This is a genomic window from Metalysinibacillus jejuensis (genome assembly GCF_003057615.1).
GTDB lineage: Bacteria > Bacillota > Bacilli > Bacillales_A > Planococcaceae > Metalysinibacillus > Metalysinibacillus jejuensis.
Map to the genome: position 1 here is coordinate 32757 of NZ_QAFW01000015.1, position 20948 is coordinate 53704.

Genomic DNA, 20948 nt, shown 5'->3' on the forward strand with positions numbered 1-20948 from the left:
GCTACACTAAACTACATAAAAAGATGTAGAAACAAATGGAGGATTTTTTAATGAAGAAAAAACTTGGGTTAGTTTATGGCGGTAAATCAGCTGAGCATGAAGTGTCTTTATCAACAGCATTAGCTGTGCTAGGTGCCATTGATTTTACAAAGTATGAAGTTACGCCTATCTTTATTACAAAACAAGGTGAATGGCGTTGTGGCGCAGTTGTAGATGAGCCGCTAGCAACGATTGAAGCGTTGCGTTTGCCTGGCGAAAATCGCCCGCATAATATCATGTCATTTTTAGTAGACGAACAGCAAAATTTACGTCAATTTGATGTTATTTTCCCTTTACTACACGGTACAAATGGCGAAGATGGTACGGTCCAAGGATTATTTGAAGTATTGAATTTACCGTATGTCGGTAACACCGTACTAGGTTCGTCGACAGGAATGGATAAAGTCGTGATGAAACAATTATTTGAAATGGCAGGGTTGCCACAGTTGCCTTATATTCATTTCATCCAAGCAGAATGGCAGGAAAATCAAGAGGTAATTTTACAGCAATGTGAAGATAATTTAACGTACCCTATGTATGTAAAACCTGCTAATCTAGGCTCGAGTGTAGGCATTAGTAAAGCACAAACACGTGAAGAATTAAGCCAAGCCATTGAATTTGCACTAAAATACGACCGTAAAATCGTGGTAGAACAAGGTGTTATCGCGCGTGAAATCGAATTAGCCGTGCTCGGTAATGATCACCCATCTGTATCTGTCGCAGGTGAAATTAAATCAGTATCGGATTTTTATGATTATGAATCTAAATATGCAGATGGTTCTACAGAATTAATTATTCCCGCAAAGCTTGCAAATCATACGTATCTGTCATTACAGACGATGGCGAAAAAAGCATTTAAAGCGATTGATGGTAGCGGCTTAGTACGTGCAGACTTCTTCGTAACAGCGGATGAAACAATTTATATTAATGAAGTTAATACGCTACCAGGTTTTACACCGGTAAGTATGTATCCACTACTATGGCAAAAAACAGATGTAGCTTATACGGACTTAATAGACCGTTTAATTGCATTAGCATTTGAGCGTCATGAACAAAAACAAAAATTACAATTTGATTTATAAAAGAGGTATAACCAATGAAACGAACAGTAGCGCAGTTAGCAACATGGTTACAAGCTAGTGTAGTACAGCAACCTGAAGTGTATGTAACAGGTGTGACGATTGATACGAGAACAGTACGCCCAGGCGACTTATTTATCCCTTTTCGTGGCGAGCGTTCGAATGGTCACGACTATGTAGCGCAAGCGATTGAAGCGGGTGCAGCAGCAGTTTTATGGCAAGAGGACGAGCCAAATCGTCCTAAAAATATTCCTCTTATTGAAGTTGAAAATACCGAGCACGCCTTGCAAGAGTTAGCAAGACAATATCGTTTAGAGCACCCTGCGACATTTATTGGTATTACAGGCTCTAACGGTAAAACATCTTCAAAAGATATTGTGGCTAGCTTGTTATCACAATATTTTAAAGTGCAAAAGACGCAAGGGAACTTTAATAATCAATTAGGTTTACCAATTACGTTATTAAACTTAGCGGAAGATGCAGAGGTAGCCGTATTAGAGATGGGAATGAGCGGCTTTGGTGAGATTGAATTTTTAACCACACTCGCACGTCCTCATTTGGCTATTATTACAAATATTGGCGAAGCACATATGCAAGATCTAGGCTCTCGAGAAGGTATAGCACGTGCTAAATTCGAAATTACAGCAGGTTTAGGCGAAGATGGCGTGTTATTCTATGACGGTGATGAGCCGTTATTACGAGCGCTCGTTACGTCAACAAACCATGCGCAGTCGTTCGGTATGCAACCGACTAACGACTTGTATGCAACAGGTATTATAGCGACAGAAGCGGGTAGTGAATTTACGACGAATGGTGTTATCGAAGAACGTATGACCATTTCGGTATTAGGTGAACATCAAGTGAAAAATGCATTAGGTGCCATTTTAGTAGCACGTCATATGGGGCTTACGCCTGCTCAAATTAAACAAGCATTAGCGCACGTATCGTTAACAGACATGCGCATGCAACTCGTGCCAAAGGGCGATGTTTTATTTATTAATGACGCCTATAATGCAGCCCCAACTTCTGTAAAAGCAGCCATTGCATTTATGACGACTACAACAATACGACCTAAGAAGTGGCTCGTGTTAGGTGATATGTTAGAGCTGGGCGAGCAAGAACTGGCTTATCATGCAGCACTTGCAGAGGATATTGACCCTAAACATATTGAAATGGTGTTATTATTTGGACCACGTATGCGTGCACTCTATGATGAATTGCAACATAAGTTCGACGCAACACATCTTTATTATGCTGCAGAAGATATCTCAGCTCTTACATTATTAATTGAACAAAACGCTACAGCAGAAACCCTCATTTTATTAAAAGGCTCGCGTGGTATGCGTTTAGAACGTATTTTACAATCGTAATCAATATAGGAGACGCCGCTCATAGTAGTGGCGTCTTATTTATGGAGGCAATGATGACAGTTGGTATTTTATATTTGCACGGATTTTCAGGCGGCAAGTACGAAGTTGCGCCGTTGCAGCAGTATTTAACAACATTTGTGGATGATGAAGAAACACCTACGCTACCTGGCCATGGCGAACGTTTATTTTTACGAGGGTATAAAGCAGAGCATTGGCTAAAGGAGGCGGAACTTAGTTATCGTAGATTAGCGAAGCGAGTGGACGAAGTTATCGTTATAGGCTTTTCTATGGGAGGTGTTTTAGCCTTACATCTTGCAATGCGCTACCCTGTAAAGAAGCTCGTATTATTAAGCCCTGCTTTACAATATATTGAACCTAAACAACTGCTTAAAGATATGGCGATTTTTGCATCCAAGGGCTACCAATTAAATACGGATGAAACATTTCAGCGCTACGCGTTTAAATTTGGTCAAATTCCACTTAGTGCAGCTGTACAATTTATGAGAGTAGTAGCTTTAACGGCCCCTTATGTTAAAACGATTACAACACCGACGATGATTGTACAAGGAAAGTTGGACGGTATGGTGCCTTATCATACAGCGACGAAACTGTATCAAAAAATTATTGCTTTAGATAAGCGACTTTATTTTTCAGCGACGGGTAAGCATCATATATGCTTTAGCGAAGACTGTGAAAAATGGTTTGCAAAAGTGTCGACTTTTATCAATGATAAAAGTCTGATAATTGAGAATGAGACGTAAACATTGCATGCGTTGCTTATGCGTGATAGACTAATGAAAGCAATGGATACATTTTGTGCGAAGGCTCTTCAACAATGCTGTGAAGAGTGCTTTTTTTTGAACTAACGGTTATATTCTAAAGAATACAACCGCTCGGCAACGACCGGGCTTTCCCTTTCATGAACAAGAAAGCTTTACTAACTACTAGTAAAGAGACATATTAGTGACGGAAACGTTCCAAATAGATCGGCTCGAGTTTGCCATCATTCATCTGAAAATGTAACCATTTGTCAACTTATAAGCAAAAAGGAGAATGAAGAGTTTGACAAATTTTTCAGAATTAAATGTAAGTGAATCAACATTACGCTCACTAAAGCGTATGGGATTCGAAGAAGCAACACCTATTCAAGAAGGTACAATTCGTTTTGGTATGGAAGGTCGCGACATTATTGGCCAGGCACAAACTGGTACAGGTAAAACAGCGGCATTCGGTATCCCTCTAATCGAGAAAATTGACCCAAAAAACCCTGCAATCCAGGCGTTAATTATTGCCCCTACACGTGAGTTAGCAATCCAAGTATCAGAAGAACTTTACAAATTAGGTTACGATAAACGCGTTAAATTATTGTCTGTATATGGTGGACAAGAAATTGGACGTCAAATCCGTGCGCTTAAAAATAAGCCACAAATTATCGTAGGTACACCAGGTCGTATCATTGACCATATTAATCGTCGTACGTTGAAGCTTAGCGAAGTACAAACGCTTGTACTTGATGAAGCAGACGAAATGTTAAACATGGGCTTCATTGATGATATTAACTCGATTTTAGAGCACGTACCGGCAGAGCGCCAAACGTTATTATTCTCAGCAACTATGCCAGGGCCAATCCGCAAAATCGCTGAAGAATTTATGAAAGACCCTGAAATCGTTAAAATTAAATCAAAAGAAATGACAGTCGAAAATATCGACCAATATTTCGTTAAAGCGCAAGAGCGTGAAAAATTTGATATTTTAGCTCGTCTTTTAAACGTTCACCAACCAGAATTAGCTATTATCTTCGGTCGTACAAAACGCCGCGTTGATGAAGTAGCACAAGCATTATCAATTCGTGGTTACCTTGCAGAAGGTATCCATGGTGACTTAAGCCAAGCGAAACGTATTTCTGTACTACGTCAATTTAAAGAAAATAAAATTGACATCTTAGTAGCGACAGACGTAGCTGCGCGTGGTTTAGATATTTCAGGTGTAACACATGTTTATAACTTCGATATTCCACAAGATCCTGAGTCTTACGTTCACCGTATCGGACGTACAGGTCGTGCTGGTAAATCAGGTTTAGCGGTAACATTCGTAACACCACGTGAGATGGGTTACCTACGTATCGTTGAAGAAACAACTAAAAAGCGTATGACACCTCTACGTCCACCATCATCAAGTGAGGCCCTTGCTGGTCAACAACGCTTATCGATGGAAACATTAGTAGAAATCGTACAAAAAAATAACTTAGATGACTACCGTACATTAGCATCTGAATTATTAGAAGAACATAATGCAACTGACTTAGTAGCAGCGGCATTACGTTCATTAACAAAAGAGCCGGATGATTCACCGATCCAAATCACTGAAGAACGTCCATTACCAATGCGCGGAAATCGCAGCGGTGGCGGACGTGGTGGTAACCGCAGTGGCGGAGGTAATCGTTTCCGTGGCAACCGCAGTGGCGGTGGTGGCGGACGTCGTGAAGGCGGACGTGATCGTAACCGCGGTGGTCAAGGTGGCGGAGAACGTCGCGAAGGTGGTCGCCGCGATGGTGGCAATCGTCGTCCACGTCGTCGTGAAGATTAATAAAAACAAACAAATCCCAAATTGCACTCGTTGCAGTTTGGGATTTTTTTAAATTAGCGACAAATACGAAACATTTTGTTAAAGTACACGTAAAGTATAAAGGAGGCGAAAGTATTGATAAATGAACCGCAACATAAGATTTCACGTAAGGGATTAACGGTATGGCGACTATACGGTATAATCCAGACTACAATACTGATTATAGTAGCTGCTATCGTTAGCTATTTAACGGTACGTTTTGTGTGGCCTTCATGGGTCCATGCTATTGCTTGGGGTATTGTACTATTAAGCATTCTTTTTTCCGTTATTCTTTTTCCTAAAATACGCTGGGAGCGCTGGCGTTATGAAGTGAGTGAACATGAAATTGAAGTTCAGCATGGTTTGTTTATTGTAAAGCGCACTATTATTCCCATGGTAAGGGTCCAACATGTTGATACTACGCAAGGTCCTATTTTAAAATATTACGGTTTAGGGAATATTTCGATTTCGACTGCAGCCACAACACATATCATACCTGCTTTACATATGGAGGAGGCCGATCGTCTACGAGGACGAATTTCAGATTTAGCAAGGGTGGCGGAAGATGATGTCTAATACTCAATATAAAAAGTTACCATTTGCGGCAGTAGGTATCGATGCTTTAAAGACATTCAAAGCATTTTTACTACCGCTGTTCCTGCTTGTCATAGCTAATTTCTCGAAATTCACACTCGATGTAACGAGTTCAGACTTTTGGAGCTCTTTAGCGATGATCGGCTTTTGGGGCGTTATTTTGTTGTTTTCTGTATTTTTCAGCATCATTCGTTGGTGGACATTTCACTATTGGTTTGAGAATGGAGAGTTACGTGTTAAATATGGGCTTTTCGTTAAAAAGAAACGCTATATTCCTTTTGAGCGTATCCAAACATTAAATTATCATGAAAGTGTTTTACATCGCCTTTTTAAACTAGTGAAAGTAGAAGTTGAAACGGCAGGTAGTTCTGACGGCGAGGCAGAGGTAGTGTTAACTGCTTTAACGCGTGAAGCTGCGAATGAAATTGAAAAAGAGATGCGTAAAGCTAAACAGCAGTTAACTGATGTCGAACAAAGAGAAGTAGTCCTAGAAACGCCTACACCCGAAGTTACAGCTATGTATAAAATGTCGACAAAAGATTTGTTAATACTAGCCTCAACTTCTGGTGGTATAGGTGTACTCATATCGGGTATTGTAGCTTTACTCAGTCAGCTATCTGATATCATCCCTTATGAAAAAATTTACGGTGAATTAGCTACATTAGCCAAATATGGTGTACTGATGATTTTATTAGCTGTAGTTGTCATTTTTGCTATTGGGTGGCTTGCATCCGTAATTTTAACGTATATTAAATACTATAGTTTTAAAGTAGTTGTACAAGAAGAGAATCTAATCATTACGAGAGGGTTATTGGAAAAGAAACGTGTAACGATACCTTTAAAACGTGTGCAAGCTATTAAAATCGTCGAAAATCCATTTCGGCAATTATTTGGCTACAGTACAGTAAGTGTCGAAAGTGCAGGTAGCACAAGTGGTGAGGATTCGATGGTAATATTTCCGTTAATTAAAAAGAGAGAGTTAGAAGCTCCGTTGCAAGCACTCTTCCCTCATTATGAATGGCAACAACAGTTTATTGCTTCGCCTAAGCGTGCGCAACATTTTTTCTATCGTATTGATTTTTTATGGGTGTTACCTTTAATCGGGGCATTAAGCTATTTTTTATGGCCTTGGGGAGCGTTAAGTATAGCGCTCATACCACTAGTTATCCTTTTTGGCATTTGGCAACATCGCACAACAGCTTACGCCATTACGAACAAACAATTGGTGTTGCGCTACCGTATAGTTAGCCGTGTCACCTTTTATGTAGAAAAGCATCGTATCCAGTCGATGACCCAACGGGCAACTTATTTTAAAAAACGCAAAGAGGTACAAGATGTTACGATTCATGTTATGTCGGGTGCTACAGGAGCAACTGCAACAGTTAAAGCTTTAGAAGAGGCAGATGCACAACGTATAGCGACGTGGTATCATCACGCTAAGGCGCTTGATCGATTATAAAAATTTTACTAAAAAGAAACGGCTACTTAGAAAATCAAAACTTTCTAAGTAGCCGCTTTAATTTATAAACGCGTACGCCAGCGATTGACGCGCTTAGGGTGTAAATAAATTAACCCAATAAGAAAGCCGCCAGCTAGCCCTCCAAGGTGAGCCGCAATATTAATATTGGGTTGAATGAATGTCATTACAACACTTACTAAAATAAGTGGTAAAATAAGTTGACGCAACTCAGGCATCATTTTTCGCGTGTAATAAATAAGCGCTGCGTAAGCACCCATAATACCGAAAATAGCCCCACTTGCGCCGACGCTTAAAAAGTTCGGTTCATAAAGGAAAAACGAAGCCAAATTTCCGACTAAGCCAGCGCCTAAAAATATCGTAATAAAACGTAATTTACCCATTAATAGCTCTAGTTCAGGACCAAATAAAAATAGCCAAAACATATTCATAAGGAGATGTAAAAAATCAGCGTGTAAAAACATACTCGTGAACAGTCGCCAGTATTCTCCGTCAGCAATAGCAAAGTTGGCATGTACCCCTAACCTAAAAACTTCATCACCTAGCATTGGGATAAAGCGCGTAAGATAAATGATAATATTTAGTGCTAATAAAGTCGACACAACAGGGTAAAGCGTTGTATACTCTTTGAAATTTTCTGTGCGTTTAAACATAAGTTCACCTCGGATTCATTCTTATTATTATACACAAGTTTTAAAGGAGATAGCTATGATAAAGGGTATTGGTTTAGATATTGTAGAGTTACCAAGATTAAAGAACATTATTACGCGCACGCCGCGCTTTGTTAATAAAGTGCTAACTATGCGTGAGTATGAAATTTATCAATCACTAAAGCCACATCGTCAGCTAGAATTTTTAGGAGGGCGCTTTGCGGCAAAGGAAGCTTATGCCAAAGCGTTAGGTACTGGAATTGGTGAACATTGTCGCTTGCATGATATTGAAATAATAGCGAACGATTTAGGTGCTCCTGTACTATATTTTTGCAATGAATTAACAAGTGATTTTATATCGATAACGCATACTGAAAAATATGCAGCTGCACAAGTAATTATCCTAGTTTAAGCATAATATTTCGCTATAAATGTGAAAAAATAAAACACATTGTCGATATAAGTAATAGAACAAAATAAAAATTGGTTTTGTTTTATTGTGTTGATTCAGTAGCGTATTATGTTTAGGTTGGGCTGAAAGAGGGAATAAAATGAGCTCAGTACAATATTATAGACCAACAAAAATTAAGATAAATTTAAAGGCAATTCAACAAAACATTCGTAATCTACAACAACACTTAACTGCTAACGTAGAGATTATTGCAGTAGTGAAAGCTAACGCTTATGGCCATGGCGATATCGAAATAGCTAAAGTTGCATTACAAGAAGGTGCAACGGCTTTAGCTGTCGCTACATTAGAAGAAGCACTACATATGAGAGAAGTATTTAAAGACGTTCCAATTATTGTATTGGGTATTGTGTTGCCCAACTTTGTTAATGAGGCGATTAGCAAAGAAATTACACTTACCACACCATCTTTACATTGGTTAGAACAAGCGCTTCATTATAAGCGAGAAGGCGCACTAAAGGTGCATATAAAAATAGATAGCGGCATGGGGCGCATCGGTATAAAATCTAGCGAAGAAATGAAACAGATTGCTAGCTTCCAAGCGCATCCTGAAGTTGATATTGACGGGGCATTCACCCATTTTGCTACCGCTGATGAAGCAGATGAAACGTACTTTTTACAACAGGTGCAACGGTTTGAGCAATTGATTGCTTATCTAAGACAAAAGCCACGCCAAATTCATGTAGCAAATACGGCTACAGCTCTAATTAAATCATCTAAATATCAATTTGATGCGGTGCGCTATGGCATTGCAATGTATGGCTTAGCAGCCTCATCCTATGTGGCAAAACATATGCCGTTTGCACTGCATCCTGCGCTGTCATTAACAACGATGTTAACGCATGTTAAGCAAGTGCAACAAGGTGAGAGTATTGGCTATGGGGCGAGTTATTGTGCGCCGAAGACGATGTATATTGGCACATTACCAATTGGTTATGCTGATGGCTTATTACGCAATTTAAGCGGACAAGATGTACTTATTAATGGCAAACGCATGCCGATTATAGGAAGAATATGCATGGATCAATGTATGGTGGCGCTAGACAGTGCTTATGAAGTTGGTGAGCAAGTTACATTGCTCGGTACACAGCAAAATAATACAATTCATATAGAAGAATGGGCCGAAAGACTAAATACTATAAACTACGAAATACCTTGTATTTTAACTTCGCGCGTCCCTAGAATACATGAAAAATGATTAAAAAATAGAAAAAAAGCGCTAAAAATAGGTTTTTCGACAGATATACGACTTATTCGAGCCTTTAATTCGACCTCCAAAAATGGTAAAATGTACTTAATCAATTTGGCAACTTGAAAATTAGTTGTGAATGGAGGTACGTTTTTGTGTGTGCGAAGCTATTTGATTGTATTAAGCATCATCAAGGAGACTTTATGAGTTGTACCAAAAATGGGACCCGTCCTTCAACTAATCACCGTTCATTTTATGACGTTATGGCGAAAGGCTATCGCGAAATGTCCACGATAAATTTAAAATTAGCAACAGAGTGTATTACGATAGAATACGAAGCAGATAGTATTGTTGAGCGAGCCGTGAGCGGAGGTTAACAGTTTTGAATATAAAACGTGGTGATGTGTATTTTGCAGATTTGTCACCTGTGGTCGGATCAGAACAAGGAGGGACACGACCAGTTCTCATCATTCAAAATGATATTGGAAATCGCTTTAGTCCAACAGTAATTGTTGCGGCGGTAACAGCAAAAATTGCAAAAGCAAAATTTCCAACACATGTTGAAATTAATGCAAAAGAGTATGGTTTTGAGCGCGATTCCGTAATATTGTTAGAACAAATTCGAACAATTGATAAATCGCGCTTAACAGATAAAATTACACGTCTAGATAAACCGCTAATGCGAAAAGTAGATGCTGCATTAATGATTAGTTTAGGTTTAGTTGATTTATAACATACATACAGCTATAGCATCGGCCATCACTTACATGATAAGGTGACCGGTGCTTTTTTAGTATCTAAAGACAAGTTTTCAGCGTATGATTAAAATAAAAGAAAAGAAACGGGGTAACCAAGCATGAATGAACAGTTTTTTGGAGCAATAAGAGAGCATCGTCAACAAATTGTAGAACGTACCATTGAAGAATTAAGCCGTGGGAAAGAATATGTACCAGAAGAAGTATTAAAGGATAGCCAATTAAAGCCGATTATTACTGAAGTGCTAGATTTAATTGAGTTAGTGGATGAGCAACAAGAACAACGTCTTCAAAACTTCTTTAGAGGAAGTAAACGTTTAACATGGTCAATTGTCACCGTTTTGCATATTTTTGATTGTATCGGTTTAAGTGTTTATCGTTTAATGGACGAATTGAATATCGTAGATGAGTTGCCAAAGGATAGACAACTAATTGAGTTAGAGAAACGTGTTATTCCTATCCGTAATCGTTTTGTGCAGTTACATGTAGATTTGTGGGAGAGCACAGTAGAAGTGCAAAGACTAGCTTTAAAAGAGCTTACAGCCCCACTTATTCCGATTTTTGATAAAATTTCTGTAATGCCAATTGTGGGCACAGTTGACACAGAACGTGCTAAATTAATAATAGAGAACTTATTACACGGTGCTGTTTCGCATAAAAGTGAAGTGGTGTTAATCGATATTACAGCTGTGCCAGTAGTTGACACAATGGTTGCACATTATATGATGCAAGCTGTTGAAGCTTTGCGTTTGGTTGGTACGCGTAGTATGTTAGTGGGAATTCGTCCAGAGATTGCACAGACCATTGTGAATTTAGGTGTGCAAATGCACGATTTTGAAACAGAAAGCACATTGCAACGTGGTGTAGAAAAAGCACTTCGTAGCATTAACCGAAAAATTATTGAGGTGAAAGATTCGTGAGTTTAAAAGTACCGATTTTAAAATTATATGACTGTTTAATCGTTTCAATTCAGTGGGAATTAGATGATCACATGGCTATGATGTTTCAAGAAGATTTATTAAATAAACTGTATGAAACAGGTGCACGAGGCGTCGTTTTAGATTTAACATTTGTGGATTTTATGGATTCGTATATTGCGAAAGTAATAGGAGACGCAATTAATATGGTGGCGTTAATGGGGGCAAAATTAGTATTAACCGGCATTCAACCTCCTGTCGCTATCACACTCGTAGAACTTGGTATTAGCTTAAATGCAAACTCCACGGCACTCGATTTAGAAAAAGGGTTAGAACAGCTTCGAAAAGAACTGGGGGGTTAAGTATGGCAAAACAAACGTCAGTGGAAATTGTTACGGAATGGGACATCGTTGCTGCACGTCAACTAGGGCGTAATGAGGCAAAAGCTCTCGGTTTCGGAACAGTGGACCAAGCACGGATTACGACTGCCATTAGCGAATTAGCTAGAAATATATACTTATATGCCCGTGTAGGCCGTATTGATATTGAGCGTTTAGATGAAGACGGCAAACAAGGTATATTAATTGTGGCAAGCGATAAAGGTGCGGGGATAGAAGATGTTCGTAAAGTGTTAGAGGATGGCTACTCTACTTCAGGAGGGTTAGGTGCGGGACTTCCTGGGGTAAAACGCTTAATGGATAGCATGGATATTGTCTCGAAAAGTGGTGAAGGGACAACGATTACAATTACTAAATGGCTGCGATAAGGTGTGAGTGTAAATGGAAGAATTAGAACGCGAATATCATAAAATTTTATCAGATTATATTAAAGATCAAAATGAGCGTAATTTATATATAGGTCAAAACTTTGTGAGGCAGCTTATTCGCCGTAATGTTGCTCCAGAAGATGTCGTAAGTTTACACAAAGAAGCCGTAGAAGAAATCTTCCCTGAGGAAATTGAAGGGCTTCGCACAGCTTATGATTTCCTCATCGAAATGATGGTGCATTACGGCATGGCTTTGCGTGAACATCAAAGCTTAATTCAGAAGCAAGCTGAATTACAAATTGAAATGAATATCGCAGCTAATGTCCAAAAGACCATGCTTCAAACAACAATACCTACAAGTGAACAAGTCGAAATCGGTATGGTGTCCACACCATTGAAAACTGTGAATGGCGACTATGTGCACTTTATTGAAGATGATCGTTACGTAGGGGTAGCAGTAACGGATGTTGTAGGGAAAGGGGTCCCTGCAGCACTTTGTATGTCCATGGTGAAATATGGACTAGAGACGATGCGAGACTCTGGGCATACGCCTTCACGCGTGCTGAGTGTCTTAAATCGAATTGTTGAACAAAACGTAGACGACAGCATGTTTATTTCGATGTTTTACGGTTGCTATGTACCACGAGCAAATAAGTTTTATTATGGTTCAGCTGGTCATGAGCCTGCTTTTTTATACCGCGCACAGGAAGATAAATTTTATGATTTAGAGGCAAACGGTATTTTACTAGGTATTATTCCTACGGCCGAATATATCGATAATGAAGTCGTTTTACATAAAGATGACATGGTTATTGTAGTTACTGATGGTGTAACTGAGTTTAGGCAAGGTGATGATATTGATGAGCGAGGTGTTGTGGCTTCGCTAATTAACGATGTAAAACATTTGGCGCCACAACAGATTTGTGAATATTTATATCGTGAACTTGAAGAGTTACATGAATTTAATTTAAGAGATGATTTTACTGTAGTAGTAATTAAAAAAAGATAAGGTTTAAAAGTTATTCGCTAAGGGTACACTACAGTAATTAACACTGGGTAAATTACAGAGGGGGTTATTTACGATGGATATGAAAGTTTATTTTAAAGAAGATGATAATGTTTTACGTGGTTATGTAGAAGGTGAAATTGATGCCTATACCGCACCGCAATTACGTGACGGCTTAGAAGCCGTAGAAGTAACGGAAGGGCTTAATATCGAAGTTGACTTAACGAATGTGAGCTATATTGATAGTACTGGTCTCGGTATTTTTGTCGCTTTTTATAAGCGTGTACAACGTGAAGGTGGCAACGTTCGACTTACAGGCTTATCAGAACGTATTAAACATTTGTTTAAAATTACAGGCTTAAGTGAGCTTATGAATATTGAGGGCGAAAAGAAGGTGAAATTAAGCTAATGACGAAACCATTTGATTATGTAGAGATGAAATTTCCTGCTAAGTCTCAATATGTGAGTGTTATCCGTTTAACTGTTTCTAGTTTAGCAAGCCGTATTGGCTTTTCTTATGATGATATAGAAGATTTGAAAATCGCTGTTAGTGAAGCTGTCACTAATGTTGTGCATCACGCTTACGAAGGTGCTGGTGAAATGGTAATCGGCTGTGCGATGTACGAAGAGAAAATCGAACTGATGATTTCGGATTATGGTTCTAGCTTTGAATATGAAACGGTAAAATCAACAGTAGGACCTTATCATAATGAGCAATCTATTGAAAACCTACGCGAAGGCGGACTAGGTTTATATTTAATGGATGCACTTATGGATGAGGTATTATTGGCAAACAACGATAGTGGTGTGACAGTCTTCATGACAAAATACATCGCTAGAGAGCAGGTGGATGAGGTTGCCGAAAAAGTCACAACACAATAAACGTGCTTCTAAAGAGCAAGTTTTTGAGTGGATTGTGCAGTATCAACAAAATGAAGACCAAGAAGCGCAAACGAACTTAGTATTAAACTATCAATACTTGGTGGATTCTATTGCACGTAAGTACTCAAGTAACTACTCGAACTTAGAAGATATGAAACAAGTAGGTATGTTAGGCTTATTAGGCGCTATTCGTCGCTTTGATGTGGAGTTTGGGCGTACTTTTGAAGCTTTTGCGGTACCGACAATTGTAGGAGAAATTAAACGTTTTTTACGAGATAAAACATGGGATGTTCATGTGCCACGTCGCATTAAAGAACTGGGGCCTCGTATTAAATCTACAGTGGAAGCTTTAACGACGGAGTTGCAACGCTCACCTACAATTTCAGAAATTGCTGAGCGTCTAGAAGTAACGGATGAAGAAGTGTTAGAAGCAATGGAGATGGGACGTAGTTATCAAGCGTTGTCCATGGATCATTCGATTGAATCTGATTCTGACGGTAGCTCTATTACACTGTTTGACGTTATTGGTCAAACTGATGAAGAGTATGAAAAGACCAATAAGCGCATGATAGTAGCGGAAGCGATGGATGTGTTAACAGAGAGAGAGAAACAAATCATTCAACTCACTTACTTAGAGCAACTAAGTCAAAAAGAAGCGGGCGAACGACTTGGTATTTCTCAGATGCATGTTTCACGTCTTCAACGTAAAGCGATTAAAAAGTTACAAGATGCTGTATTAGTAGAGGATAGTGTATCATCATGACCACAGTAGTGAGTGCTATTTATTGCGCAGCTAAAGAACACGGTTTAATAGCAGGCGATAGTTGCTTTGAAAAATATCATCCCGATTATTATATTTGTAGTATTGCTGACGGTCTTGGAAGTGGTGAGATGGCACAACAATCCGCTGCTGTAATGCCTGAGATTTTAACGAAATATAGCGATGAGTCTGTCTGTCAACTAATGGCGCGTTGCAATGAAGCATTGAAGTATAAGCGAGGCGCTGCTATCGCTATCGCTAAAGTTCATTACGCCACGCAACAGGTAGAATATAGTTCTGTAGGTAATGTGCAAATGTATATGATCAACGATGCAGATAAATTAATTTATCCGATTCCACAAGCGGGATTTCTATCAGGTCGTAAACTACATATCACCTCTCAAAATATAAATTATCAACCGAATAGCCGATTCTTTATGCATTCAGACGGTATCGTAGTGCGTAGACCAGCTGAACTCATAAAGAATCATAGTTCGGCTCAAGCGATGGTTAACGCAGTCATACCTACGATTGACTTTAAAGATGATGCTACGATGATTGCTATAGAAATAAAATAAGCTATTTGAGGGCGCTTTGCTTACTCAAATAGCTTATTTTTATCGGAGAAAAGGAATGGAGAGCTTCGCGTAGTCGAAATAAGAGAAACCGCTACAAATAAAGCAATACACTTGCAAGTATGCCCACTTCCTAAGAATTTCTACCTTTTAGCTTAATGCTCCGTTAGAATTCGCAAATGTGGGATAGTTCCATGTAAAATAAAAAGATGAAAGGTAGTGAGTAGAATGGAAGAAACAATGATTAAAGAAGTTGCAAAAAAAGTCCAAGTTACACCTAAACAAGTTAAAACGGTCATCGAGTTATTGCAAGAAGGTAATACTGTGCCTTTTATTGCTCGTTATCGTAAAGAAGCTACACAATCGTTAGATGAGGTAGCAATTAAAGCAATTGAAGATGATTACCATTATGCTATGCAGCTACAAGAGCGTAAACAAGAAGTGCTTCGTCTCATCGAAGAACAAGGAAAATTAACTGAACCATTAAAACAAGATATCGTGAAAGCAACCGTATTACAAAGGGTTGAAGATTTATATCGTCCATTCAAACAAAAGCGTAGAACAAAAGCGACAATGGCAAAGGAGAAAGGACTAGAGCCGTTAGCCACAGCTTTATTAGCGTTTAAAATGACACCATTAGACGAGTTATATGCAAAATACCCAGCGCAAGAGGCGTTAACTTTAGAGGACGCTTTACAAGGTGCTCGTGATATTTTAGCTGAAAATTTTTCGGATGATGCAACGATTCGCGAAAAAATTCGAGATGTAGGTCGTAAGCGCGGTGTGATTACGACAGCAGTAAAAAAAGAAGAGAAAGACGCACAGAAAGTTTTTGAAATGTATTATGACTATACTGAACCGCTTCACGCTATTGTACCGCATCGTATATTAGCGATTAATCGTGGGGAAAAAGAAGATGTGCTACGTGTGACAATTGCATTTCCTATCGATCAAGTATTGCGTTTAATGTATACAAAGTGGATTCCGGCAACGGGTAATTCACCAGCAATTAGCATTGTAAAAGAGGCAATAGAAGATGCGTTTAAACGTTTAATTCAACCCTCAATTGAACGTGAATTAAGAGGGGAATTAACAGAGGTCGCTGAGCAACAAGCCATTCATATTTTTTCTGAGAACTTGCGTAGCTTACTGTTACAACCACCTATGAAAAACCGCTACGTATTAGGTGTAGACCCTGCATTTCGAACAGGCTGTAAGTTAGCTGTAGTTGATGAATTCGGTAAAATGATTGAAGTGGGCGTTATTTATCCCCATACATCGGGGGAGAGCAAACGCCAAGAAGCTAAGCGCCAAGTCACGACTTTGTTAACGCGTTATCCTATTGAAATTATTGCCATTGGTAATGGTACAGCTTCGCGTGAAACAGAGCAATTTATCGCAGAAATTTTACAGGAGCAGCCGCTACAGGCATCTTATGTTATTGTCAATGAAGCTGGTGCCTCGGTATATTCAGCTTCACCTATTGCACGGGAGGAATTTCCTGATTTACAAGTGGAAGAGCGTAGCGCTGTCTCAATTGCGCGTCGCTTGCAAGACCCCCTATCAGAGTTAGTAAAAATTGAACCGAAAGCGGTAGGTGTAGGGCAGTATCAACACGATGTATCACAGAAAAAACTAGCTGAGTCGTTAGCTTTTATCGTTGAGACCGCTGTTAACCAAGTAGGTGTAGATGTGAATACTGCCTCTGTATCCTTGCTACAACATGTTTCAGGACTGTCTAAAACAGTAGCAGAAAATATCGTAAAAATGCGTAATGATAACGGCGCCTATCGTTCACGTAGTGCGTTAAAAAAAGTGCCACGCCTTGGTGCTAAAACGTATGAGCAAGCTGTTGGTTTTTTACGTGTATTAGATGCGAAAAATCCTTTAGATGCTACGGGTATTCATCCGGAAAGTTATCATCTCGCTGAAGCTGTACTAAAAGCAGTTGATATGGATAAAGGTATGCTTGGTACGAAAGAGTTAGATGATGCATTGCAATCGATTAATATTGAACAACTCGCACAAGTTTTAGATGTAGGTAATATTACCTTAGCAGATATTATTACCGTCTTACGTAAACCTATGCGTGACCCGCGAGATGCATTTCCGCAACCGCTATTAAAAACAAATGTGTTAAAAGCGGAAGATTTACAAGTAGGTATGTCATTAGAAGGTACTGTGCGCAATGTTGTGGATTTTGGTGCATTTGTAGATATTGGCGTTAAGCAAGATGGGCTCGTACACATTTCTAAGTTACGTAAAGGAAGAGTTAAACATCCTTTAGATGTTGTGACATTAGGAGATATCGTTACGGTTTGGGTGGAGCAAATTGATTTAACTAAAAACCGCATTAGCTTAACGATGATTGCACCTCATGAATAATGAAGCGTTACAAGCGTTAGTATGTGAAATATCCACGCGCTTTTTTGGGATATCTTTTAAACATCATGCATATTTTAATCCGCGCCTTCGTACGACAGGAGGGCGCTATATGTTACGCACTCATCATATCGAAATAAATCCTGCTGTTTATGAACGCTACGGGCAACAAGAACTGATTGCGGTTATTAAACATGAGCTTTGTCATTATCATTTGCATTTGCAAGGACGAGGATATAAGCATCGCGATAAAGACTTCAAAACATTAGCTAACAATGTAGGAGCGCCGCGCTTTTGTCAGCCTTTACAAGCGGTAACACCAAAGCATATTTATGAATGTAGCCAATGTGGTGTTCGCTTTTATCGTCAGCGAAAAATCGATACCCTACGCTATTATTGTGGACAATGTAAAGGTGAAATAAAGAAAGTGTAAGAAAAGTGTTGACGTTTTATAAAATGGCATCTATAATAGTAAAAGTCGAGTTAAGAACGACAAACGACTATTCCGAAGTAGCTCAGTGGTAGAGCAATCGGCTGTTAACCGATCGGTCGTAGGTTCGAGTCCTACCTTCGGAGCCATTTAGGCCCCTTGGTCAAGCGGTTAAGACACCGCCCTTTCACGGCGGTAACACGGGTTCGAATCCCGTAGGGGTCACCATTTTTTAGAAATGTTAAGGTTTTAGGGTTTTTATTATGAGGTCCCGTGGTGTAGCGGTTAACATGCCTGCCTGTCACGCAGGAGATCGCCGGTTCGATCCCGGTCGGGACCGCCATTTTAAAATGATTGGGGTATAGCCAAGTGGTAAGGCAGCGGATTTTGATTCCGTCATTCCCTAGGTTCGAATCCTAGTACCCCAGCCATTTTTTTTGTTTTTATAAAGAGCCATTAGCTCAGTTGGTAGAGCACCTGACTTTTAATCAGGGGGTCGCAGGTTCGAATCCTGCATGGCTCACCAGTTTTTATAAGATAGTGTTTGTATGTAACATTTTGCGGTCGTGGCGGAATGGCAGACGCGCTAGGTTGAGGGCCTAGTGGGGGAAACCCTGTGGAGGTTCAAGTCCTCTCGGCCGCATCAAACTTATAATTAAATCAAGCGCCCGTAGCTCAATTGGATAGAGTGTCTGACTACGGATCAGAAGGTTAGGGGTTCGACTCCTCTCGGGCGCGCCATCTATGCGGGTGTAGTTTAGTGGTAAAACCTCAGCCTTCCAAGCTGATGATGTGAGTTCGATTCTCATCACCCGCTTATCAAAAAGACCTTTTAGTCAAATGGCTAAAAGGTCTTTTTATTTTTAGAATTTCAATAGAGTTGTTGCAGTGCTTTAATGCATTGTAAAAGTTGCGTATGCATAGTTTGTACAGTTTTCTGTAAAAGCTTTTGTTGCTCTGTTAATGCTTGTTGTAGCATTTGCTGTTCAACTGCCGTGTCATCTGCGGCAGTTTTAGTTTTAAGAGATTGAATGACATCGAATAAATCAAGATGACCCATAATACGTCCTGTGCCCCATAATAATTTATTCGGGGGTGCATCGATTACATAATTAGTGAAGTGGTCATATAAAGTGCGATCAAAATCATACGCTTGCCAGTTATTATCGATTAAATGTAAATGGTGGAGCAGCGCTTGCTCAAGTTGATTTTGTTCTAAAGACTGAATGGCTTGTTGGAGTGCTTCGATATTTTGTAATGCATGTTCATGTGGAAAAATGACTTCATCGTGCCAAGTAAGTTTAGTGAAGTGAGTTTCCATAAAGTAAAATAAATCGAGTAGTTTACCGTTATGTTGCTTAGTGAACGGAGGTAGCTGTTTAGCTAAAGTAATAGCCTGATCAATTACCTCGTATAACGACGCTGGTGCTGTTTTACGCATAGCTTCTAAGCGTGTTGTAAAGTCTAACGGTACTACTTGCAGTGTATCGTAATGTTTAATAAGAGAGCGATACGTCTGTAATTGAAAATCAATGACATCTTTATTGAAAGTTGAAGCATCATCAAATTGCGTATGATAGTGCGTACGAATGAAGGGTGAATCTTGAAAATCATTACGTAGCGCGGGAATACCACCAATAGCGAATGAAAAGTCATCAGAAGTCGTAGCGAGCGGAGCCACGATTTCTATGCCGTTAGGATATGCTTTATGTGGCGGCATAGATTGGGCAAACTGTTGTAAAAAACTTGTAAGTTCATAAACACAACGAATACGATGCTTTTTCATATGTGCAACAGCAGGTAGTTCAAAGTTAATATTTGCAAAAACTTTACCCCGCCATTCTGGTCGCACATGAAAGATTTGATTATAAGCGCCGACTGACCAATCATATCGTGAGTCGATGACACCCCATTCTTCGGCAGCTAGCGCTAAGAAAATAATAGTTTTTTGAGGCTGTACGCCTTGTGCTAATAAATCTTTCGCTATGCCTAACATTAGTGCTATCGCGGCATGATCATCTTGAAAGCCTGAGAAATAAGAGTCATAGTGTGCGGATAGTAAAATAAAGCTATCTTTTTCTATACCTTCAATTCGGCCATGATAGTTATAGCTTTTACCTTGAGGCTTAACGATGGAAACAGCATCAAAAGTTACAGAGAAAGTAGTTTCTTTTGCAAAGCGTTGACGTAAAAGTTGGCTATCGCTTTGTGACATAGAAAAGGCTGGTGCATTTGCTGGACCGCAAATATCTTGCGCGTTAAGAGCATCTGGATGGACTTCTGAAAATCCACCCAGCTGCACAGCAATAATAGCAGCAGCTCCTTTTACATGGGCTTGCATGGCAGGATAGCTTATCCACCAATCTTGTTCTTGGTCAATATCGATGACGACTAACTTGTTAGTGACATCGAGTGATTCGAAATTATAAGCTGTACCTCTACCTGCATATACGATATCGAAAGTTGTAGGTCCATCTGTTACAAAATGTGTTTGATAACTACCTAAAATAGCAGTATGAGACTCGCCTGTTACGGTAGTAAACGTAAGCTCTGCTTTTTTAACGGCTTTCCGAAAGAAGTCTCCCATCCTCAAGGAATGTGAAGGTGCGAATAGCACCAATGAGTAGGTGGGAGATGAATTTCGGTTGGCTTTAGCCAACGTTATTTTTCTAAGCCTTTTCGCAATAATTCGAGAATAGTTGCTGTTCTTGTAGACAGTCCGTTTTCTTCTTGGTATTTATCTAATTTTTCGATAATTGATTTAGGCATACGAATTTCTACACGTTCTTTATTATCTTTCAAAATTATCACCTCTCACTTGATTGTACGGTATTTCTACGATACAATCAATATATACGATATTATTCCGTATAAAGCGAGGTGAATTGATATGACTAAACAAAACAAAGCTTTCAAATTCCGTTTACTACCAAACAGAGAACAGGCAGTATTATTAGCCAAAACATTTGGTTGTGTTCGTCTTGTCTACAATAAGATGCTTGCG

At 39.4% G+C, this 20948-nt stretch carries 24 protein-coding genes and 8 tRNA genes; 29 read left to right on the plus strand and 3 right to left on the minus strand.

The features are described 5' to 3' along the window. Positions 1 to 50: 50 nt before the first annotated feature. From DDE80_RS06930 to DDE80_RS06955, 6 genes are all read left to right on the plus strand, one after another. Entirely contained in the window at positions 51 to 1121 is a 1071-nt protein-coding gene (locus tag DDE80_RS06930) for a D-alanine--D-alanine ligase (RefSeq protein ID WP_108306945.1), read from the plus strand. Between the two features lie 14 nt (positions 1122 to 1135). After that, positions 1136 to 2488: a UDP-N-acetylmuramoyl-tripeptide--D-alanyl-D-alanine ligase gene (locus DDE80_RS06935; RefSeq protein ID WP_108306946.1), complete on the plus strand. Its 1353-nt coding sequence runs from the start codon at positions 1136 to 1138 to the stop codon at positions 2486 to 2488. A 41-nt stretch (positions 2489 to 2529) separates the two neighbouring features. Continuing rightward, the gene (locus tag DDE80_RS06940) at positions 2530 to 3249 is read left to right on the plus strand and encodes an alpha/beta hydrolase (RefSeq protein WP_235612295.1); all 720 of its coding nucleotides are present in this window, start codon (positions 2530 to 2532) and stop codon (positions 3247 to 3249) included. 301 nt (positions 3250 to 3550) lie between these two features. Further along, complete coding sequence (gene cshA, locus DDE80_RS06945) at positions 3551 to 5074, plus strand: degradosome RNA helicase CshA (protein ID WP_108306948.1); 1524 nt, start codon at positions 3551 to 3553, stop codon at positions 5072 to 5074. A gap of 114 nt (positions 5075 to 5188) precedes the next feature. After that, positions 5189 to 5668, plus strand: a complete 480-nt coding sequence (locus DDE80_RS06950; RefSeq protein ID WP_108306949.1) for a PH domain-containing protein — start codon at positions 5189 to 5191, stop codon at positions 5666 to 5668. After that, positions 5658 to 7145 carry a PH domain-containing protein gene (locus DDE80_RS06955; RefSeq protein WP_108306950.1) on the plus strand — a complete coding sequence of 496 codons (1488 nt, stop codon included), beginning with the start codon at positions 5658 to 5660 and terminating at the stop codon, positions 7143 to 7145. Before DDE80_RS06950 ends, DDE80_RS06955 begins: the two co-directional genes overlap by 11 nt. A gap of 62 nt (positions 7146 to 7207) precedes the next feature. Here the strand turns inward: DDE80_RS06955 and DDE80_RS06960 are convergent, their stop codons facing one another. Next, positions 7208 to 7816: a rhomboid family intramembrane serine protease gene (locus DDE80_RS06960; RefSeq protein WP_108306951.1), complete on the minus strand. Its 609-nt coding sequence runs from the start codon at positions 7814 to 7816 to the stop codon at positions 7208 to 7210. Between the two features lie 55 nt (positions 7817 to 7871). On the opposite strand from DDE80_RS06960, the gene acpS reads away from it, so the two are divergent. The 22 genes from acpS to DDE80_RS07070 all read left to right on the plus strand — a co-directional run bounded on the left by acpS (position 7872) and on the right by DDE80_RS07070 (position 18761). Continuing rightward, a complete protein-coding gene (acpS, locus tag DDE80_RS06965; RefSeq protein ID WP_108306952.1) occupies positions 7872 to 8225 on the plus strand; it encodes a holo-ACP synthase in 354 nt (117 codons plus the stop codon). A 139-nt stretch (positions 8226 to 8364) separates the two neighbouring features. After that, the gene (gene alr / locus DDE80_RS06970) at positions 8365 to 9480 is read left to right on the plus strand and encodes an alanine racemase (RefSeq protein WP_108306953.1); all 1116 of its coding nucleotides are present in this window, start codon (positions 8365 to 8367) and stop codon (positions 9478 to 9480) included. Positions 9481 to 9674: 194 nt separating this feature from the next. Continuing rightward, positions 9675 to 9848, plus strand: coding sequence for a hypothetical protein (locus tag DDE80_RS06975; protein ID WP_161952289.1), 174 nt, complete (start codon positions 9675 to 9677; stop codon positions 9846 to 9848). Between the two features lie 5 nt (positions 9849 to 9853). Continuing rightward, positions 9854 to 10204 carry a type II toxin-antitoxin system PemK/MazF family toxin gene (locus DDE80_RS06980; RefSeq protein WP_108306955.1) on the plus strand — a complete coding sequence of 117 codons (351 nt, stop codon included), beginning with the start codon at positions 9854 to 9856 and terminating at the stop codon, positions 10202 to 10204. Positions 10205 to 10327: 123 nt separating this feature from the next. Then, the gene (locus tag DDE80_RS15670; RefSeq protein ID WP_108306956.1) at positions 10328 to 11146 is read left to right on the plus strand and encodes an STAS domain-containing protein; all 819 of its coding nucleotides are present in this window, start codon (positions 10328 to 10330) and stop codon (positions 11144 to 11146) included. Further along, positions 11143 to 11505, plus strand: a complete 363-nt coding sequence (locus DDE80_RS06990; RefSeq protein ID WP_108306957.1) for an STAS domain-containing protein — start codon at positions 11143 to 11145, stop codon at positions 11503 to 11505. The genes DDE80_RS15670 and DDE80_RS06990 overlap by 4 nt, the downstream gene beginning before the upstream one ends. A gap of 2 nt (positions 11506 to 11507) precedes the next feature. After that, positions 11508 to 11909, plus strand: coding sequence for an anti-sigma regulatory factor (locus DDE80_RS06995; protein WP_108306958.1), 402 nt, complete (start codon positions 11508 to 11510; stop codon positions 11907 to 11909). Between the two features lie 13 nt (positions 11910 to 11922). Then, complete coding sequence (locus tag DDE80_RS07000) at positions 11923 to 12918, plus strand: PP2C family protein-serine/threonine phosphatase (RefSeq protein WP_108306959.1); 996 nt, start codon at positions 11923 to 11925, stop codon at positions 12916 to 12918. A gap of 73 nt (positions 12919 to 12991) precedes the next feature. Further along, complete coding sequence (locus DDE80_RS07005) at positions 12992 to 13324, plus strand: STAS domain-containing protein (protein WP_108306960.1); 333 nt, start codon at positions 12992 to 12994, stop codon at positions 13322 to 13324. Beyond that, the gene (gene rsbW, locus DDE80_RS07010) at positions 13324 to 13797 is read left to right on the plus strand and encodes an anti-sigma B factor RsbW (RefSeq protein ID WP_108306961.1); all 474 of its coding nucleotides are present in this window, start codon (positions 13324 to 13326) and stop codon (positions 13795 to 13797) included. The genes DDE80_RS07005 and rsbW overlap by 1 nt, the downstream gene beginning before the upstream one ends. Beyond that, positions 13772 to 14560, plus strand: a complete 789-nt coding sequence (gene sigB, locus DDE80_RS07015) for an RNA polymerase sigma factor SigB (protein ID WP_235612296.1) — start codon at positions 13772 to 13774, stop codon at positions 14558 to 14560. The genes rsbW and sigB overlap by 26 nt, the downstream gene beginning before the upstream one ends. Continuing rightward, complete coding sequence (locus DDE80_RS07020; protein ID WP_108306963.1) at positions 14557 to 15135, plus strand: PP2C family serine/threonine-protein phosphatase; 579 nt, start codon at positions 14557 to 14559, stop codon at positions 15133 to 15135. Before sigB ends, DDE80_RS07020 begins: the two co-directional genes overlap by 4 nt. Before the next feature lie 225 nt (positions 15136 to 15360). Then, positions 15361 to 17517, plus strand: coding sequence for a Tex family protein (locus tag DDE80_RS07025; protein WP_108306964.1), 2157 nt, complete (start codon positions 15361 to 15363; stop codon positions 17515 to 17517). Beyond that, on the plus strand, positions 17510 to 17947 hold the full coding sequence (locus tag DDE80_RS07030; protein WP_108306965.1) for a SprT family protein: 438 nt from the start codon (positions 17510 to 17512) through the stop codon (positions 17945 to 17947). Before DDE80_RS07025 ends, DDE80_RS07030 begins: the two co-directional genes overlap by 8 nt. A gap of 71 nt (positions 17948 to 18018) precedes the next feature. Continuing rightward, a tRNA-Asn gene (locus tag DDE80_RS07035) sits at positions 18019 to 18093 on the plus strand. 4 nt (positions 18094 to 18097) lie between these two features. Next, a tRNA-Glu gene (locus DDE80_RS07040) sits at positions 18098 to 18172 on the plus strand. 39 nt (positions 18173 to 18211) lie between these two features. Continuing rightward, positions 18212 to 18287: transfer RNA gene (locus DDE80_RS07045), tRNA-Asp, on the plus strand. Between the two features lie 12 nt (positions 18288 to 18299). Next, positions 18300 to 18375, plus strand: a tRNA-Gln gene (locus DDE80_RS07050). Positions 18376 to 18394: 19 nt separating this feature from the next. After that, positions 18395 to 18470: transfer RNA gene (locus DDE80_RS07055), tRNA-Lys, on the plus strand. A 34-nt stretch (positions 18471 to 18504) separates the two neighbouring features. Beyond that, positions 18505 to 18587: transfer RNA gene (locus tag DDE80_RS07060), tRNA-Leu, on the plus strand. Positions 18588 to 18608: 21 nt separating this feature from the next. Further along, positions 18609 to 18685, plus strand: a tRNA-Arg gene (locus tag DDE80_RS07065). Between the two features lie 5 nt (positions 18686 to 18690). Beyond that, positions 18691 to 18761 (plus strand) — tRNA-Gly (locus DDE80_RS07070). A 54-nt stretch (positions 18762 to 18815) separates the two neighbouring features. Here the strand turns inward: DDE80_RS07070 and DDE80_RS07075 are convergent. Then, on the minus strand, positions 18816 to 20531 hold the full coding sequence (locus DDE80_RS07075) for a M28 family peptidase (RefSeq protein ID WP_108306966.1): 1716 nt from the start codon (positions 20529 to 20531) through the stop codon (positions 18816 to 18818). A 74-nt stretch (positions 20532 to 20605) separates the two neighbouring features. Continuing rightward, on the minus strand, positions 20606 to 20746 hold the full coding sequence (locus tag DDE80_RS07080; RefSeq protein WP_108306967.1) for a ribbon-helix-helix domain-containing protein: 141 nt from the start codon (positions 20744 to 20746) through the stop codon (positions 20606 to 20608). An 88-nt stretch (positions 20747 to 20834) separates the two neighbouring features. Between DDE80_RS07080 and DDE80_RS07085 the strand changes: the two genes are divergently transcribed. After that, a partial coding sequence (locus DDE80_RS07085; protein ID WP_153060878.1) for a helix-turn-helix domain-containing protein occupies positions 20835 to 20948 on the plus strand: 114 nt, incomplete at its 3' end.